Source organism: Herbaspirillum sp. (assembly GCF_017744395.1).
Taxonomy (GTDB): domain Bacteria; phylum Pseudomonadota; class Gammaproteobacteria; order Burkholderiales; family Burkholderiaceae_D; genus Herbaspirillum.
Genome location: NZ_JAGIBI010000001.1, coordinates 658,253 through 674,581, shown reverse-complemented (window position 1 = coordinate 674,581; position 16,329 = coordinate 658,253). Strand labels below are relative to the sequence as shown.

Below are 16,329 nucleotides of genomic sequence, written 5' to 3'. Positions count from 1 at the left end.
CCGCACGCAATCCATCATTTTGACAGAGAACCGCTAATCCCATAGGATCGCGCTACTTTTGGGCTCTGCCGCGATTGCGGGAGGGCAATTTTTTGTGGGCACCCTTGGAATTCGCACTGATCACTTTCCTGAACGGTTTGGGCTACGGCTTCTTGCTGTTCATGCTGTCCTCCGGGCTGACGCTGACCTACAGCATGATGGGCGTGCCCAACTTCGCCCATGCCAGCTTCTACATGCTGGGCGCCTACGTGGCCTATTCGATCTCCGGCGTACTGGGCTTCTGGCCGGCGCTGTTCATCGCGCCGCTGCTGGTCGGCCTGGCCGGCGCGCTGGTCGAGCATTACGGCTTGCGCATCGTGCACCGCTACGGCCATGTGCCGGAGCTGCTGTTTACGTTCGGCCTGTCCTACCTGGTGGTGGAACTGGTGCAACTGGTGTGGGGCCGTTCTCCTGTGCCTTACCGCATTCCGCCTGGGCTGGACGGCACGCTTTTCACGCTGTATTCGACCTCGTTCCCGGTCTATCGCGGCTTCATGCTGCTGGTGGCCGGGGTCATGCTGCTGGCCATCTGGCTGCTGCTGCGCCATACCCGCATCGGCCTGACCATCCAGGCCGCGCTGACCCATCCGCAGATGGCCGAAGCGCTCGGCCATAACGTGCCGCGCGTGTTCATGCTGGTGTTCGGCGGCGGCTGCGCGCTGGCGGCGCTGGCCGGGGTGATCGGCGGCAATGCCTTCGTCACCGAGCCGGGCATGGCGGCGGCGGTGGGCAGCATCATTTTCGTGGTGGTGGTGGTGGGCGGGCTGGGTTCGCTGGCCGGCGCCTTCATTACCTCCATCCTGATCGGCATGATGCAGACCTTCGCCGTCGCGCTCGACTATTCGCTGGCCGGATTGCTGGGTACGCTGGGCCTGAACATCCCATCTTCCGGCCCGTTGGCGCCGGTGCTGCGGCTGACACTGGCACAGGTCGCGCCTATCCTGCCGTACCTGCTGCTGGTGGCGATGCTGGTGGTGCGCCCCAAGGGCCTGATGGGCAAGCGGGAAGGGTGATGCGATGATGCATCGTTCTTTGCGTTCCTTGCTCCCCTGGCTGTGCTTCACGCTGGCGCTGCTGGCCGCGCCGTTGGCGTTTCCGCAAAGCGCGGCGTTGTCGCTGCTGTCGCAGATGGGCACCATGGTGCTGCTTTGCCTCTCGTACAACATGCTGCTGGGCGAGGGCGGCATGCTGTCCTTCGGCCACGCGGTGTATTCGGGGCTGGGCGCGTTCGGCGCGATCCACCTGATGAACCGCATCGGCGACGGCAGTATCCATTTCCCGATCACGCTGGTGCCGCTGGCCGGCGGCCTGGTCGGCGCGCTGTGCGGCATCGTCTTCGGCTACCTGACCACGCGCCGCGCAGGCACCACCTTTGCGATGATCACGCTGGGGCTGGTGGAGCTGGTCTCGGCCGGCGCGCTGATGTTCCCCGACCTGTTCGGCGGCGAGGGCGGCATTTCCAGCAACCGGGTGGTGGGCGAGCCGGTCATGGGCATCAGCTACGGCCCGCAACTGCAGGTCTACTACCTGATCGCCGGCTGGCTGCTGGTGTGCGCCGTCGCCATCCATGCCCTGAAGCACACGCCGCTGGGCCGCATCCTCAATGCCGTGCGCGACAATCCCGAGCGCGCCGCCTTCATCGGTTACGATCCGCAGCGCGTGCGCTATCTTGCGCTGATCTTGTCGGCCTTCTTCGCCGGCATCTCCGGCGGGCTGTCGGCCATCAATTTCGAGATCGTCAGCGCCGAATACGTGGGCGCGCTGCGTTCCGGTTCCATTCTGCTGTTCACCTTCATCGGCGGCGCCGGTTTCTTCTACGGCCCCATCATCGGCGGCGTGGTCGGCGTGCTGTTCGCTTCGCTGTTGTCGGCTTATACCCAGGCCTGGCAGTTCTACCTTGGCGCGTTCTTCATTCTGGTCGTGATGGCCTTGCCCGGCGGGCTGGCCAAGCTGGTGGACAACCTCGTTCGCGTGGTGCGGGCAAGGGCACTGAATGCCGCCTTGGTGCGCTTGCTGGCGGCGCTGGCATTGTCCGGTTTGCTGGCACTGGCGGGCATTGTTCTCGGCACTGAAATGCTTTACCAACTGAGCCTGGGCAGCCTGGCCGATACCGGCAGCGGCGTGGCGCCGGTGGTGTTGTTCGGATTCAGTATCGACGTGCATTCAGTATCGGCCTGGCTGCTGGCCGTCGTCCTGGCGGTTGCCGGCGTCGGCGCGATTGCCTGCTTGCGCAGGTCGTGGGCGGCAAGCTGGAGCGCCGCATGGAAGAGGGTGGAATTGTCCGAACAGGCGCAACGGCGGGAGGCGGCATGAGTGGCATCCATGCGCTCGAATTGCGCGGCGTGCGCAAGGCCTTTGACGGCGCTGAAGTCATCGGCGGCGTCGACCTGCAATTGCGCGTCGGCGAACGCTGCGCCCTGATCGGCCCCAACGGCGCCGGCAAGTCCAGCCTGTTCAACCTGGTCTCGGGGCGTTACCGCGCCGATGCCGGCCGCATCCTGCTGCACGGCGCCGACATCACGCGCCTGGCCCCGCAGCAGATCAACCGCATAGGCCTGGCGCGCAGTTTCCAGATATCGAGCCTGTTCCCGCGCCTGTCGGCCTTTGAAAACGTGCGCTGCGCGGTGCTGTGGAAACTCGGCTACCGCTATGCCTTCTGGCGCCGCATCGGCCGCTTGCGCGATGCCGCCGAGCGCGCCGCGGCGGTACTGAAACAGGTCGGCTTGCAGGCACGCGCCCATGTGCCCGCCGGCGAACTCAGCTATGCCGACCAGCGCGCGCTGGAAGTGGCGGTGACCATCGCCGCCGATGCATCGGTGATCCTGCTGGACGAACCGACCGCCGGCATGAGCCGTGCCGAAGCCGAGGCGATGGTGGCGCTGATCCGCGAAGTCAGCGTCGGCAAGACCCTGCTGATGGTGGAGCACGACATGGAGGTGGTGTTCAACTTGGCCGACCGCATCGCGGTGATGGACAACGGCCGCGTGATCGCCTGCGACAGCACGCAAAACATCCGCGCCAATCCCGAGGTGCAGCGCCTTTACCTGAACCGGAGCCGACATGCATAGCCGCTTGCTGGAAGTCGCAGGCCTGCACGCCTGGTACGGCCAGAGCCATGTGCTGAACGGCGTCAACCTGGAAGTCGGCGCGGGCGAGATCGTCAGCGTGCTGGGGCGCAACGGCGCGGGCCGTTCGACCTTGCTCAAGGCTCTGGTAGGACTGGTGCGCAGCGAAGGCAGCGTACGCTTCGGCGGCGCCGATATCGGCGCGTTGCCGACCTATGAAATAGCCCGTCGCGGCATCGCCTATGTCCCGGAAAGCCGCGACGTCTTCCCGACATTGACAGTGGAACAGAACCTGCTGCTGGGCCAGAAAAGCGGCAAGCAGCCGGCCAATGGCTGGCGCTTCGACGACATGTACGCCATGTTCCCGTCGCTGCACAAGCGGCGCACGGTGGCGGCCGGTGCGCTGTCCGGCGGCGAGCAGCAGATGCTGTCGCTGGCGCGCGCGCTGATGGGCAATCCCCGCCTGATCCTGATCGACGAGCCGACCGAAGGCCTGGCGCCGCAGATGGTGGAGCAGGTGGCCGGCTACCTGCGGCAGTTGCGCGAGCGCGGCGTGGCGGTGCTGCTGATCGAACAGCGGCAAACCATCGCGCTGGATATTTCCCAGCGCGTCTACGTGATGGGGCGCGGCGAGGTGGTATTCCACGGCACGCCGGCGCAATTGCTGGACGATGACAGGGTGCTGTGCGACTGGCTGTCGGTCTGACATTGCGCAAATAAGCGTTTTTCTCGGATGCCGCCGATGGCAGGCCGGCCGGGACGTGCGCATAATCGGCATCTTTTGCCGGAGTGCCCATCATGCTCGACTGGTTGCTGTTTCTTGCTGTCGGCGTGCTCGCCGTCTACGCCGCGGATCGAATCTGGCTGAGGCATGTGGAACGCAGCGGGCAGCAACTGCACGACCCCGAGGGCTATCTCGAACTGACGGCGCGCATGACCGAGCTATGCCACGGCGACCGCGCCCATGTCGACCAGTTGATCAGGGAACAGAAACGCCTGCATCCGCAAGCCACCCACGCCGACGCCGTGCGGCTGGCCATGCGCCAATTGCTGGCGCCGCAGGAAATACGGAAAAATCCATGAAAAAAGGCCTTTGAACGGATTCTTATCTGTTCGCGGCAAATGCGGAAGGCGGTTGCCCGAATTGCTTGCTGAATGCCGTGGTGTAGGCGCTGTGGCTGTCGTAGCCACTCGCCAGCGCCACCTGCGTGATCGGCATTCCTTGCATGAGCAGGGTAAGCGACGACATCAGCCGCAGTTGCTGGCGCCATTTACCGAAGCTGATGCCGGTCGACTGGAGAAAGCGCCGGTGGAAGGTTTTTTCGCCCAGCGCCAGCCTTCCGGCCCACTCGGCGGCGGTGGCGGCATTTCCCGGGTTGTTTAGTAGCGCCTGGCAAACGCGGCATATCGGATCATCAGCGGCCGGCCACGGCAGATGCAGGGGAAGAGCGGGTTGGGCGTGCAGTTCCTCGGCCAACAGGGCGCCTAGCAAACGCATGCGTTCAGGAGATGCGGCGGGGTCGTCGGTCCGGGTCAGCGCCACGATCAACTCGCGCAGCAGCCCGGATACATGGACGACGCAATCGGTCGCGGGCAGGCGGGCACAGACATCCTCGCGTGCGAACAGCCCATGCGCTTGCAGCGCCACCGGCACGACCAGCCGGTGCGCCACGCCCGGCCGCAGCCAGACCGCGGCAGTGGGCGGCACCAGCCACTGGCCGCTTTCAGCCTCCACGCGCAGCAAGCCGCGATCCGCGTAGATCAGATGGCCGTGCGGATGCTCGTGCATGGGCACGATATGGCCCGCGGGGTAGCGCACGGCGACACCGAATATCGGTAAGCCAGAGGCTTCCCGGGCGCTCAGGTCGAGCGCATGGCTGCCGTCTTCGGGGGAGAAAAAGCCCATGCCGGTGCAATTTGTCCAAATCAATAAAGAATTTGTCTATTTTTATGTAGATGGACTATGCGCGCAAGCCTAATATTTCTCTTCAATCAATCTTCCGGATTCATTCCACTCATGTCCGCATTCGGTCTTTCGCAACGGCTACTACCACTGGTTCCCGGTCGGGGTCTGCGCGCGTTCGTTCGCGCCATGACCCACCCTGATTTCCCCTGACCCCGACCATCGTCAGCTTGTTGCAGGCTAGGGGAATCGGGTGTCAACGATCCCCTTGGAGTTTTTCATGCTGACCGATCCTTCCCAGAAATACCGCCCCGTTTCCCCGGTCAATCTCGCCGACCGCCAATGGCCGTCGCGCATCCTGATGCAAGCCCCTACCTGGCTGTCCACCGACTTGCGCGACGGCAACCAGGCGCTGTTCGAGCCGATGAACCGCGAGCGCAAGCTGCGCTTGTTCCATGAACTGGTGCGCATCGGTTTCAAGGAAATCGAAGTGGGCTTTCCCGCCGCCTCGCGCACCGATTTCGAGATCGTGCGCCACCTCATCGACGCGGATCTGATTCCAGAAGACGTCACGCCCATGGTCATGACGCAATTGCGCGATGACCTGATCGCCGAAACCGTGCGCAGCGTGGCCGGCGCGCGGCGCGTGATCGTGCATTTTTATAACGCCATCGCGCCGGCCTGGCGCGAGATCGTATTCGGCATGAGCGTGCCGCAGATCATCGAGATGGTTGAGCGCCATATCGCGCTCTTTAAGCGGCTGACGGCGGCCCACCCGGAAACCGAATGGGTCTTGCAATACTCGCCCGAGACGTTCTGCATGGCCGAGCTGGAGGTCTCGCTGGCCGTGTGCAACGCCGCCATCCGCGCCTGGGATGCCGGGCCGCGGCGGACGATGATCATCAACCTGCCGACCACGGTCGAAGTCTCCACGCCCAACGTTTTCGCCGACCAGATCGAATGGATGGACCGGCGGCTGGAGCGGCGCGAACACATTGTGCTGTCTGTGCATCCGCATAACGACCGGGGCACCGGCGTGGCCTGCGCCGAGCAAGCCATGCTGGCCGGCGCGCAGCGGGTCGAAGGCTGCCTGTTTGGCAATGGCGAGCGCAGCGGCAACGTCGATGTGGTGACGCTGGCGCTGAACCTGTACACCCAGGGCATCGCGCCGGGGCTGGATTTCTCCGACATCGCGGCGGTGGCGCGCGTGGCCGAGGAATGTACCGCACTGCCCATTCACCCGCGCCACCCGTATGTGGGCGATCTCGTCTTCACGGCGTTCTCCGGCTCACACCAGGATGCCATCGCCAAGGGCTTCGCCGCGCAAAAGGCCGATGCGCCCTGGCGCGTGCCTTACCTCCCGATCGACCCGAAGGATCTGGGCCGTACCTACGACAGCATCGTGCGCGTCAACAGCCAGTCGGGCAAGGGCGGCATTGCGTTTTTGCTGCAGCGCGACCATGGCATCGTCATGCCGCGCCGCATGCAGGTGGAGTTCAGCGCCATCGTTCAGGCGCTGGCCGACGCCAGCGAAACGGAACTGAGCAGCGAGCAAATCTGGGACGCGTTCGAGCGCACCTACCTTGTCCCGGCGCGGGAGCTGCCAGGCGTCATTTATCGCAGCCACCGCCTGTTCGAGCACGCCGACGGGCAAGGTATCGCACTGGAGCTGGCGCAGGCGGATGGCAAGGTCAAGACCTGCGAAGGGACTGGCAACGGTCCGATCGCCGCCACGGTGGCGGCGCTGGGCCTGCCGCTGCGCATCGACAGCTATGAAGAGCGCAGCCTGGGCGCGGGATCCGACGCGGCGGCGCTGGCCATCGTAGAAGCGGCCATGCCCGGTGTTCCCGGCTCCCGCTTTGGCGTGGGCCGGCATGCGAACATCGTTACCGCGTCGGTTCTGGCGGTACTGAGCGCGGCGGCCCGATTCTCTGCGGAGGCGGCCGTATAGGCGCAATCAACGGTGAAATGAAAAAACGGCGGCTCCCGAAAGAGCCGCCGTTTTCACGTGTGCCGCGACAGTACAGCGTATTACTTGTTCACCAGCTTGGCCGGCAAGGTCAGCGTCAGCAAACCGCCGAGTACCAGCGAGGCCGCCAGCACGTACATGCCGGCATTGGTGCTCTGGGTAGTGTCCTTGAGCCAGCCCACCAGGAACGGGCTGACGAAGCCGGCCAGGTTGCCCAGCGAGTTGATCAGCGCGATGCCGGCGGCCGCGGCGGTGCCCGACAGGAAGGCCGTCGGCAGGCTCCAGAACAGCGGCAGGGTGGTCAGGATGCCCATGCTGGCCAGCGTCAGCGAGGCCATCGCCAGCACAGTGTTGTGGTCATACACGGTCGACAGCAGCAGGCCGACGCAGCCCAGGAAGGCCGGGATGGCGACGTGCCAGCGGCGTTCGCGGCGGGCATCGGCGCTGCGGCCGATCAGCACCATCGAGACGGCGGCAAAGGCGTAGGGGATCGCCGTCAGCATGCCGACGTTGAACGGGTCGGTGACGCCGGTGGTCTTGATGATGGTCGGCAGCCAGAAGCTCACGCCATACAGGCCCATCACGAAGCAGAAGTAGATCAGCGCGCCCAGCCAGACGCGGCCGTGGGAGAACATGGCCGACAGCGAGAGGTGTTCCTTCTGGCTGTCTTCCTTGCCGATGTTGGCTTCCAGCAGGGACTTTTCCTCTTTGGTCAGCCAATCGGCGTCGCTGATGCGATCCTTCATGTAGGCGATCACCATCACGCCCAGGATCAGCGAGGGAATGGCTTCCAGGATGAACATCCACTGCCAGCCGCTATGGCCCCAGATGCCCGGCATGGCGTGCATGATCCAGCCTGACAGCGGGCCGCCGACCACGCCCGAGAGGGCGATGCCGGTCATGAACAACGCGGTGATCTTGCCGCGGCGCTCGGCCGGGTACCAGTAGGTCAGGTACAGGATCACGCCGGGGAAGAAGCCCGCTTCAGCCAGGCCCAGCAGGAAGCGCATGACGTAAAACATTTCCGGGGTGGTGACATACGCCATCGCGCCCGAGATGATGCCCCAGGTGATCATGATGCGGGCGATCCACAAACGGGCGCCCACCTTGTGCAGGATCATGTTGCTGGGGACTTCGAAGATGAAGTAGCCGATGAAGAAGATGCCGGCGCCCAGGCCGTAGACGGTTTCGCTGAACTTCAGGTCGGACAGCATCTGCAGCTTGGCGAAGCCGACGTTGACGCGGTCCAGGTAAGAGGCCACGTAGCACAGGAACAGCAGGGGCAGCAGCCGCCAGGTCACCTTGGCGTAGGTGGCGTTCTCAAAGGTGTTGCCGGGCGAGGCGGTCAGGCCTGCGTTGTAGGTCATGTCTCACTCCCAAAAGTGTGCGCGGAATTCTTATATTTCTCTGTCTGCGCCGCAAGGCCACATCCGGCAGTATGGCTTGCGTGGTGCCGCATCCGGTTTTTGCCTGCTGTCGTTATCGATGCGCGGGAATCCTTTCCGCGCCGCATCGGTTGGCGGGTGCCCTGCATTGTAGTGGCGGCGGCGCGCTTGTCAATCACATCAAGCCGTCACCGCCGCCGGGTTTCAGACGCAGCGGCCGCCATCCACCTCGATGCATACGCCGGTGACGAACTCAGCCTCGTCCGAACCCAGGTAGAGGCAGGCGTTGGCGATGTCCTGCGGGGTCGAGAAGCGACCCATCGGGATCGTGGCGACGAACTTCTTGCGGTTTTCCGGAGTGTCGGGCACGCCCATGAATTCCGCCAGCAGGCCGGTGGCCGAGATCACCGGGTTGACGCAGTTCACGCGGATGTTGTCCGGGCCCAGTTCGGCGGCCATCGACTTGCTGGTGGTGATGACCGCGCCCTTGCTGCCGTTGTACCAGGTCAGGCCCGGACGCGGGCGGATGCCGGCGGTGGAGGCGATGTTGATGAACACGCCGCCGCCGACCTTGCGGAAATGCGGCACGAAGGTCTTGGCCGACAGGAAGATGCTCTTGACGTTGACCGCGTAGACCTTGTCGAACTCGGCCTCGTCCACCTCCAGCATGGGGCGGTTGCGGTGCGTGGTGCCGGCATTGTTGACCATGATGTGCATGGCGCCGTAGTGCTCCAGCGCCGCCGCCAGCAGGCGGTCCATGTCGGCCGCCTTCGACACGTCGGCCTTGACGAACACCGCGCGGCCGCCAGCCTGCCTGATTTCTTCCACCACGCGCAGGCCGCCGGCCTCGCCGATGTCGGCCACCACCACGGATGCGCCTTCGCGCGCATAGGTCTTGGCGATGCCTTCGCCGAATCCGGAACCGCCGCCGGTCACGATGGCCACTTTGTCTTGCAAACGCATGTTGTCTCCTTGTTGGTGATTCTGTTCAATGATGAGTGACTCGCGCATCGGCCGCGGCATCAACCGTGGCGGATCGCGATGGTTTTCAGGACGGTGAAGCCGTACAGGGCCTCGAAGCCTTTCTCGCGCCCGTGGCCGCTGGCCTTGACGCCGCCGAAAGGCAGCTCGACGCCGCCGCCGGCGCCGTAGTTGTTGATGAACACCTGGCCGCTGCGGATCGCGCGCGCCATGCGCATCTGGCGCGCGCCGTCGTTGGTCCAGACGCTGGCCACCAGGCCGTAGTCGGTGCCGTTGGCCAGGCGGACGGCCTCGGCCTCATCCTCGAACGCCATCGCCGACAATACCGGACCGAACACTTCCTCTTGCGCCAGGCGGTGCTGCGGCGGCACGTCGCGCAGCAGCGTCGGCGCCTGGTAGAAGCCGGAAGCGGGCGCGGCGGGATCGACGCTGCCCTGGGCGACGATGGCGATCCGGTCGCGGCGGGCGTCGGCCAGGAAGCCGGCCACGCGCTCCTGCTGCGTCTTGCGGATCAGCGGGCCGCAATCCAGGTCCATCTGCGAGGAACCCACGCGCAGCTTGGAAAACAGTTCGCCCAGGCGATCCAGCACTTTTTCATAAGCGCCGCGCTGCACCAGCAGACGGCTGCCGGCGGAGCAGGTCTGGCCGGCGTTTTGCACGATGGCGTTGACCACCACCGGCAGCATGGCGTCGAAATCGGCGTCGTCGAACACCACCTGCGGCGACTTGCCGCCCAGTTCCAGCGTGACCGGCGTGTGGTGTTCAGCGGCGGCGCGCACCACCACCTTGCCGATGTTGGGCGAGCCGGTGAAGGAAACGTGGTCGATGCCGGGGTGCTTGACCAGCATGTCGCCGGCTTCATGGCCGTAGCCGGTGACGATGTTGAGCGCGCCTTCAGGGAAGCCGACCTCGGCTGCCAGCTCGGCCACGCGCAGGATCGACAGGCAGGCATCTTCCGCCGGCTTGACCACGCAAGTGTTGCCCGCGGCCAGCGCGCCGCCCACGCAGCGGCCGAAGATCTGCATCGGATAGTTCCAAGGCACGATGTGCGCGGTCACGCCATGCGGCTCGCGCAGGGTCAGCACGGTGTAGCCAGCCTGGTAGGGGATGGTGTCGCCATGCAGCTTGTCGGCGGCGCCGGCGTAGAACTCGAAATAGCGCACGATGGCGGCCGCGTCGGCGCGCGCCTGCTTCATCGGCTTGCCGCAATCGCGGCCTTCCAGTTGGGCCAATTCTTCCTGGTGCTCCTGCAGCTTGAGCGACAACTTCATCAGCAGGCGTCCGCGCTCGGCGGCCGAGAGCTTGCCCCAGGCGCCTTCGTAGGCGCGGCGCGCGGCCTTGACGGCGCGGTCGATGTCGGCCTCGTTGCCGCGCGCGATGGCTTCGAAGACCTGGCCGTCGGAGGGATCGACGACGGGAATGCTTTCGCCGGAAGCGGGGGCGACCCAGCGGTTGTCGATGAAGTGCTGTTTCATGGGCGATGCGTCCTTTCGGTTGAGTCCGGTGCGGGTTCTGGGGCAAAGCGAAACGGCAGGGCAGGCATGCGCGGGCCTGAGGGGCGTGGTCTCCTGTCGTTCTATGGCGTCCGCTGCAATGCTTGGCGATGGCGGCGCGGTTTATGGATGCTAAATCTAAGGCAGGCGCCCAAAGCTGTCAATTTATTTTACTTATTTGATGCCGGCCCTCTTCGGCAAAAGCTATCTCCGTCCACGGCAAATCCGCTACCATGCGCATCATGCGACAGACAAAGTGGGAGACGATATGCCGAAGTCCAGCCAGCCGCACCGCCCAGAGCGCCCCGATGCAGCAAGCGGCGAGGCATCGGCCAAAGTTGTCAATTTGAAGAACGTGGCGCGTCCGGCCGGCGGATCGCCGGAAATCCTGACGCTGGCCGCGGCCGGCCTCGGCCCGGTACGCCCGGAACGCTTCGCCGAGCGCATCTACGAGACGCTGTTCCACGCCATCGTCGAGGGCCGCATCGCGGTCGGCAGCAAGCTGCCGGCGGAAAACGACCTGGCGGCGCTGTTCGACGTCTCGCGCCCGGTAGTGCGGCAGGCGCTGGACCGCCTGCGCGAAGACCAACTGGTCGAATCGATCCGCGGCTCCGGCACCTATGTGAAGGAAAAGCCGGGCCTGGCGGCCACGCCGCAGGACGTCGAACCGGAGACCCGCATCGGCCACATCATGAACGGGCTGGAGCTGCGCCTGGTGATCGAGCCGGAATGCGCCTACCTGGCCGCATTGCGCCGCAACGCGCAAGACCTGGACAAGATGGAGCGCCTGCTGGAAGGCTTCGAACAAGCCAATGCCGTGGGCGGCATCGCCCACCATTTCGACTTCGGCTTCCACGAGGCGATCGCCGCAGCCACTGCCAACATGCGTTTCGTGCAGGTGATGAAGACGCTGGAATACGACGTCAGCCATGCCGTCAACATGCTGCGTCACCTGATGCACATCCCGCCATGGAAGCGCTCGCAGGATGCGATGGACGAGCACCGCCATATCTTCAACCTGATCCGCGAACAGGATGCCGAAGGCGCCCGGCGCGCCATGCGCGGCCATATCGAGAATGCCCGCACGCGCATGTTCAACAGCCGGCCGGGTTTGTGAACGCCGGTCCGCGCTCAATTGCGCTGTCAATTGAATTAACAAGTTAAGAACTTAAGAATAACTTCATGGAATTACGCCAACTGCGCTATTTCGTCGCCATCGTCGACCATGGTTCGCTCTCGCGCGCCGCGCGCGTGCTGCACATCGCGCAGCCGGCCCTGACCCAGCAGATCCGCCAACTGGAAGACGAGATGGCGGCCCAGTTGCTGCACCGCTCGGCCCAGGGCGTGATCGCCACCGATGCCGGCAAGGTGTTCTACGAACATGCGCTGGCGATCCTGAAACAGGTGCAGGACGCCAAGCAAGCCGTGGCGCAATCGACCGACAAGCCATCTGGCACGGTAGCGCTGGGGATTCCGCAAAGCGTTTCCAACGCGCTGGCGCTGCCGCTGTTGAATGCGGTACGTTCCACTTATCCCGAGATCACGCTGCAACTGACCGAGGAATTGACCGGCAACCTGATCACCCAGTTGAAATCGGGCCGCATCAACCTGGCGGTGCTGTTCGACGATGGCCAGCTATCCTCCTTCGCCGCCACGCCGATGATCGAGGAAGAGATGATGTACATCACCCGCGCCAAGTCGCGCTACGGCGCTTCGGGCCGCAAGGGCGTGCCGCTGGCCAAGGCGATCGAGGCGCCGCTGATCCTGCCGGGACTGGCGCACGGCGTGCGGCCGCGCATCGAAAGCCTGGTGCGCGCCAACGGCATGGCGCTGGAGAACGTGATCGAGATCAACTCGGTGGCGATCCTGAAGTCGGCCATCCTGGCCGATATCGGCGCTACCATCCTGCCGGTGGCGCCGCTGCTGGCGGACATCGAACGCGGCGAGATGGTGGCGCATCCGATCGCCGGGGAAAGGATCTCGCGCACGCTGGCATTGTGCGCCTCCAAGAATATCCCCTTGACCAATGCGGCAGCCGCCGTCGAGCAACTGGTGCTGGATGTGACCGATGAACTCTGCCGTTCCGGCAAATGGGGACATACCGAACTGCTCAAACGGGAATAGCGCCGGCAACTTGCCGCGCGGCGCGTGTTGGTAAATCGACATGCCAATCGGGTACACTGCGGTTCGTTTCGCCGATATCCGCAGCGATTGCTGTGTCGATATGGCAGGAATGTTCTTCATATTTTTCCGCCGCCCAAGGCGAACGTATAACGGATGAATCCATTCACGGCCAGCATTGCCCTGGCGATCGTGCAGTTTTGCAGCGGCCTGATCATGGCAGGGGTGTTCCTGAGCACGCCGACCGAACGCTGCACGCGCTACTGGGCGTTGTCCGGCGCTCTGGCGGCGCTCGCCATTTGCCTGATCGTACCGATCTATGCCGGTGGAGGCGGCAGCTGGCGTCCCATCGGCCTGATGCTGGGCAATACCAGCCTGTTTGCGTCCAGCATCGCGGCATGGAGCGGCTTGCGCTGCTTCTACCAGCGCCCCGCACGCTGGTGGCCGTGGCTGTTCATCGCGGCTTACGCCGTATCGTTCAGCGCCTTGCTGGCATTGGAGGCCAGCTTCACGCAGCGCAGTTACCTGGCGATCGGCGCCATGCAACTGGTGTTTTTCCTGGTGCTGTTCGAGTTCAGGATGGGCTTGTCCGGCCCGCAGGCCGGCCGCTATGCGCGCTGGTCGTTCGGGCGCTGGATCGGTTTCGCGTCGGTGACGTTATTGAGCGCGGCCTATATCGCGCGCCTGGCGCTTGCCCCGTCCCATCCCGAACTTTTCGAGCCGCCGCGGATGAGCGATCTCGGCGTCGCCTTGATCTACCTGATCCCGCTGGGCGGCAGCCTGCTGTTCTCGGCGGCGCTGCTGATGCTGTACTTCGAGCGGCTGGTCGCCGACAAGCAGCGCCTGGCCACCGAGGATGAACTGACCCACACTCTCAACCGGCGTGAACTGGTGCGCTGCGGCGAGCAGATGCTGCACGATGCGCTCGCCAGGGGGCATAGCCTGACGCTGGCGTTCATCGACGTCGACCATTTCAAGCAGATCAACGACCGCTTCGGCCACCAGGTGGGCGACCGGGTGTTGGCCGGCATCGCCGCCGTCCTGCGCGAACATTGCCGCGAAAGCGACTTGCTCGGCCGTTATGGCGGGGAAGAGTTCTGTGCGGTATTTCCGGGCCTGACCCAGCTCGAAGCCGACCGTATCGGCGAGCGCCTGGTCGCTGCCGTGCGCGAGCATGCTTTCGACCATGGCCAGACCGTCACCATCAGCGCCGGATTGGTGGTGTTGCAGCCGGGGCAGGTCCAGAATTGGGATGAGCTGGTGAACCGTGCCGATATCGCCTTGTACCGGGCCAAGAGCGAAGGGCGCAATGCCTTCCGCATGGCGCAGGCGGCTTGATGCCGGGCATGCCATGGATGGGGCGGGCGATAAGCTTTTCCCCCGATATCGGCCGCACCGATAACAATCGGTAAGCTCATCTTCACGTATTCCTTCATTTCCTACAGCCAATGCCTACATGGGCTGATGAACTCTTCTGATAGTGGCTGCTGTGGATGCTTTCTACACTGCAGACGTGGACAGGCGGTTTGCGCCGTCGATGGTATCCGGTTGCCTGCCGTTTACCATCCACTTCACTTCCGACCATTCCAGATAAAGGAGTCAGATATGGCAAATGTACAAACCCCTGGCAACAGCCGTGGTTTTGCGGCGATGGATCCGAGCAAGCAGCGCGAGATCGCCAGCATGGGCGGCAAGGCGGCCCATGCCAAAGGCGCTGCCCACGAGTTCACCTCGGCCGAGGCGCGCGAAGCGGGCCGCAAGGGCGGCCTGAACAGCCATGGCCGCAAGAACGCCCGGGCCAATGCCGAGTCCGTTGCCGAGCCGGCCGGCGGCGGCATGGCAGCCTCCTCCCCGCAAATGCTCCAAAGCACGCCGCAAGCATTGCAGCCGCAGCAGTCGGACAGCAATCCGCCGCAGCAAGGCTGAGGGGCTTTCGACAGTTTGGAAAAATAAAAGGCGCAGCAGCGCCTTTTTTTATGGAAGGCGCGCCTGGCGGAAAGCCGGCAGGCGCGCTTTTCAGTGCTGCACCAGGTCATCGAGCAGTGGCACCAGGGCCAGCAGGAATAATGAAGCCGCCAGCGGAATGGTCGCCAGGAAGCCCACCGCCTTGAAGCCCATCGCACCGATCACGCCGCCCAGGAAGAACATCAGCAGCAGCGAGGAAAGCAGCCGCAGCTTGCGGCGCGCCGAGGAGACCTGTTCCGCCGTCGGCGGTTCGCCGGGGGAGCCGGAGGCCATCGCCCAATAGCACATCTTGCCGATCTCGATGCCGATGTCGGTCACCAGCCCGGTCACGTGGGTGGTGCGTATTTCGGCGCGCGAGATTTTGGTGATCATTGCATTCTGCAAGCCCATCACATAGCACAGCAGCGCCACGGTAGCCGGCACGAACAGCAGCCGGTGTCCCTCCAGGTTGCTGCCGAGGATGCCGAAGCAAAGGAGCAGGGCGGCTTCCAGCATCAACGGCATGGCGTATTCGCTGTTGGTGCGATGGCGCCGTCCCCAGTTGATCAGGATGGCCGAAGTCGCCGCGCCGGCCAGGAAGGCCAGCAAGGAACTGGCGCCGGCCACCAGCAGCAGGACATCGCCCAGCACCAGGTTGTCGGCCAGCGCCGAGACGATGCCCGACATGTGCGAGGTATATTGGCCCACGGCCAGGAAGCCACCGGCATTGATGGCGCCGGCGACGAAGGCCAGCGAGCGGCCCAGGTGGCGGTTTGATAATTCGGTGCGCGCCGGGCTGGTGAGCTGGCGCAAGTAATTAATGGGCATGAGGTTTTTTGCGCTATATCGGGGCGGAAGGCCGTATCGTGGGCTGGCATATTCCCGTGCCATCGCCTATCGGCCTTTGTTGACAGTAAGAATACTTCTCCTTGGCACGATATGGCAGAGATATTGCGGGATGCTGACTTGAATCAGGATTGCAGCGTTGCCCGCCCGCGACGCCGGCAGCGGTTGCCTCATGCGGGACAGATCCAGGCAAAAAAACGGCCGCCCGGGGGAGGCGGCCTGAGGGGGAGGGATATAAGACGCCGGAGATCGGGGGAATCTCCGATGAATTTCTGCTTATGAAACGACTCGTGGGAATAAACCGATTAGGGGAAGGACGTTTCCATGGCCGGACGGAGGGGGACGTTCCTGCCGGGAAGTTGATGTCCATCGGTTTCGAGTGCGTTGGGATGCATACTATCGTCGCGCCGAAAAAAAACAGATCGGACAGTGTCCGATTGACGTGTCAGAAAAACACCTACAGGGAAGAAGCGGCTGAATGGGGCGGTCCGTATCGCTTTGGTACGGTTGCGCCCTCGGATGCTCATTGATTCTTACAGCCATCGTTGGCGATGTCCGATGCAAGGGCCTGCGAGGCGCCGGT

At 64.2% G+C, this 16,329-nt stretch carries 15 protein-coding genes; 10 read left to right on the top strand and 5 right to left on the bottom strand.

Features of this window, described 5'->3' with window-relative positions; all coding sequences use genetic code 11:
- Nucleotides 1-104: 104 nt before the first annotated feature.
- The 5 genes from J7548_RS03065 to J7548_RS03045 all read left to right on the top strand — a co-directional run bounded on the left by J7548_RS03065 (nucleotide 105) and on the right by J7548_RS03045 (nucleotide 4,187).
- Nucleotides 105-1,052: a branched-chain amino acid ABC transporter permease gene (locus tag J7548_RS03065; RefSeq protein ID WP_290971595.1), complete on the top strand. Its 948-nt coding sequence runs from the start codon at nucleotides 105-107 to the stop codon at nucleotides 1,050-1,052.
- Nucleotides 1,053-1,056: 4 nt separating this feature from the next.
- Complete coding sequence (locus tag J7548_RS03060; RefSeq protein WP_290970148.1) at nucleotides 1,057-2,352, top strand: branched-chain amino acid ABC transporter permease; 1,296 nt, start codon at nucleotides 1,057-1,059, stop codon at nucleotides 2,350-2,352.
- Complete coding sequence (locus tag J7548_RS03055; protein WP_290970145.1) at nucleotides 2,349-3,107, top strand: ABC transporter ATP-binding protein; 759 nt, start codon at nucleotides 2,349-2,351, stop codon at nucleotides 3,105-3,107. Before J7548_RS03060 ends, J7548_RS03055 begins: the two co-directional genes overlap by 4 nt.
- Nucleotides 3,100-3,810 carry an ABC transporter ATP-binding protein gene (locus J7548_RS03050; RefSeq protein WP_290970141.1) on the top strand — a complete coding sequence of 237 codons (711 nt, stop codon included), beginning with the start codon at nucleotides 3,100-3,102 and terminating at the stop codon, nucleotides 3,808-3,810. Before J7548_RS03055 ends, J7548_RS03050 begins: the two co-directional genes overlap by 8 nt.
- 92 nt (nucleotides 3,811-3,902) lie before the next feature.
- Nucleotides 3,903-4,187, top strand: a complete 285-nt coding sequence (locus J7548_RS03045; protein ID WP_290970138.1) for a hypothetical protein — start codon at nucleotides 3,903-3,905, stop codon at nucleotides 4,185-4,187.
- Between the two features lie 22 nt (nucleotides 4,188-4,209).
- On the opposite strand, the gene J7548_RS03040 is transcribed toward J7548_RS03045, so the two are convergent.
- Nucleotides 4,210-5,010 (bottom strand): helix-turn-helix transcriptional regulator, encoded by an 801-nt coding sequence (locus J7548_RS03040; RefSeq protein ID WP_290970135.1) that lies wholly within the window; start codon nucleotides 5,008-5,010, stop codon nucleotides 4,210-4,212.
- Nucleotides 5,011-5,287: 277 nt separating this feature from the next.
- Between J7548_RS03040 and J7548_RS03035 the strand changes: the two genes are divergently transcribed.
- A complete protein-coding gene (locus tag J7548_RS03035; RefSeq protein WP_290970132.1) occupies nucleotides 5,288-6,958 on the top strand; it encodes a 2-isopropylmalate synthase in 1,671 nt (556 codons plus the stop codon).
- An 80-nt stretch (nucleotides 6,959-7,038) separates the two neighbouring features.
- Here J7548_RS03035 and J7548_RS03030 read toward each other — a convergent pair whose 3' ends face one another.
- From J7548_RS03030 to J7548_RS03020, 3 genes are all read right to left on the bottom strand, one after another.
- Nucleotides 7,039-8,343, bottom strand: coding sequence for an MFS transporter (locus J7548_RS03030; RefSeq protein ID WP_290970130.1), 1,305 nt, complete (start codon nucleotides 8,341-8,343; stop codon nucleotides 7,039-7,041).
- A 222-nt stretch (nucleotides 8,344-8,565) separates the two neighbouring features.
- Entirely contained in the window at nucleotides 8,566-9,324 is a 759-nt protein-coding gene (locus J7548_RS03025; RefSeq protein ID WP_290970128.1) for an SDR family oxidoreductase, read from the bottom strand.
- 59 nt (nucleotides 9,325-9,383) lie between these two features.
- Nucleotides 9,384-10,817 (bottom strand): aldehyde dehydrogenase family protein, encoded by a 1,434-nt coding sequence (locus J7548_RS03020; RefSeq protein ID WP_290970126.1) that lies wholly within the window; start codon nucleotides 10,815-10,817, stop codon nucleotides 9,384-9,386.
- A 364-nt stretch (nucleotides 10,818-11,181) separates the two neighbouring features.
- Here J7548_RS03020 and J7548_RS03015 point away from each other — a divergent pair, with 364 nt between their 5' ends.
- From J7548_RS03015 to J7548_RS03000, 4 genes are all read left to right on the top strand, one after another.
- Entirely contained in the window at nucleotides 11,182-11,952 is a 771-nt protein-coding gene (locus J7548_RS03015; RefSeq protein WP_290971592.1) for a FadR/GntR family transcriptional regulator, read from the top strand.
- A 65-nt stretch (nucleotides 11,953-12,017) separates the two neighbouring features.
- On the top strand, nucleotides 12,018-12,959 hold the full coding sequence (locus tag J7548_RS03010) for a LysR substrate-binding domain-containing protein (RefSeq protein ID WP_290970124.1): 942 nt from the start codon (nucleotides 12,018-12,020) through the stop codon (nucleotides 12,957-12,959).
- A gap of 153 nt (nucleotides 12,960-13,112) precedes the next feature.
- Complete coding sequence (locus J7548_RS03005; RefSeq protein WP_290970122.1) at nucleotides 13,113-14,294, top strand: GGDEF domain-containing protein; 1,182 nt, start codon at nucleotides 13,113-13,115, stop codon at nucleotides 14,292-14,294.
- A 267-nt stretch (nucleotides 14,295-14,561) separates the two neighbouring features.
- Nucleotides 14,562-14,882, top strand: a complete 321-nt coding sequence (locus J7548_RS03000) for a KGG domain-containing protein (RefSeq protein ID WP_290970119.1) — start codon at nucleotides 14,562-14,564, stop codon at nucleotides 14,880-14,882.
- A gap of 90 nt (nucleotides 14,883-14,972) precedes the next feature.
- Here J7548_RS03000 and J7548_RS02995 read toward each other — a convergent pair whose 3' ends face one another.
- Entirely contained in the window at nucleotides 14,973-15,728 is a 756-nt protein-coding gene (locus J7548_RS02995; RefSeq protein WP_290970116.1) for a YoaK family protein, read from the bottom strand.
- Between the last annotated feature and the right edge of the window lie 601 nt (nucleotides 15,729-16,329).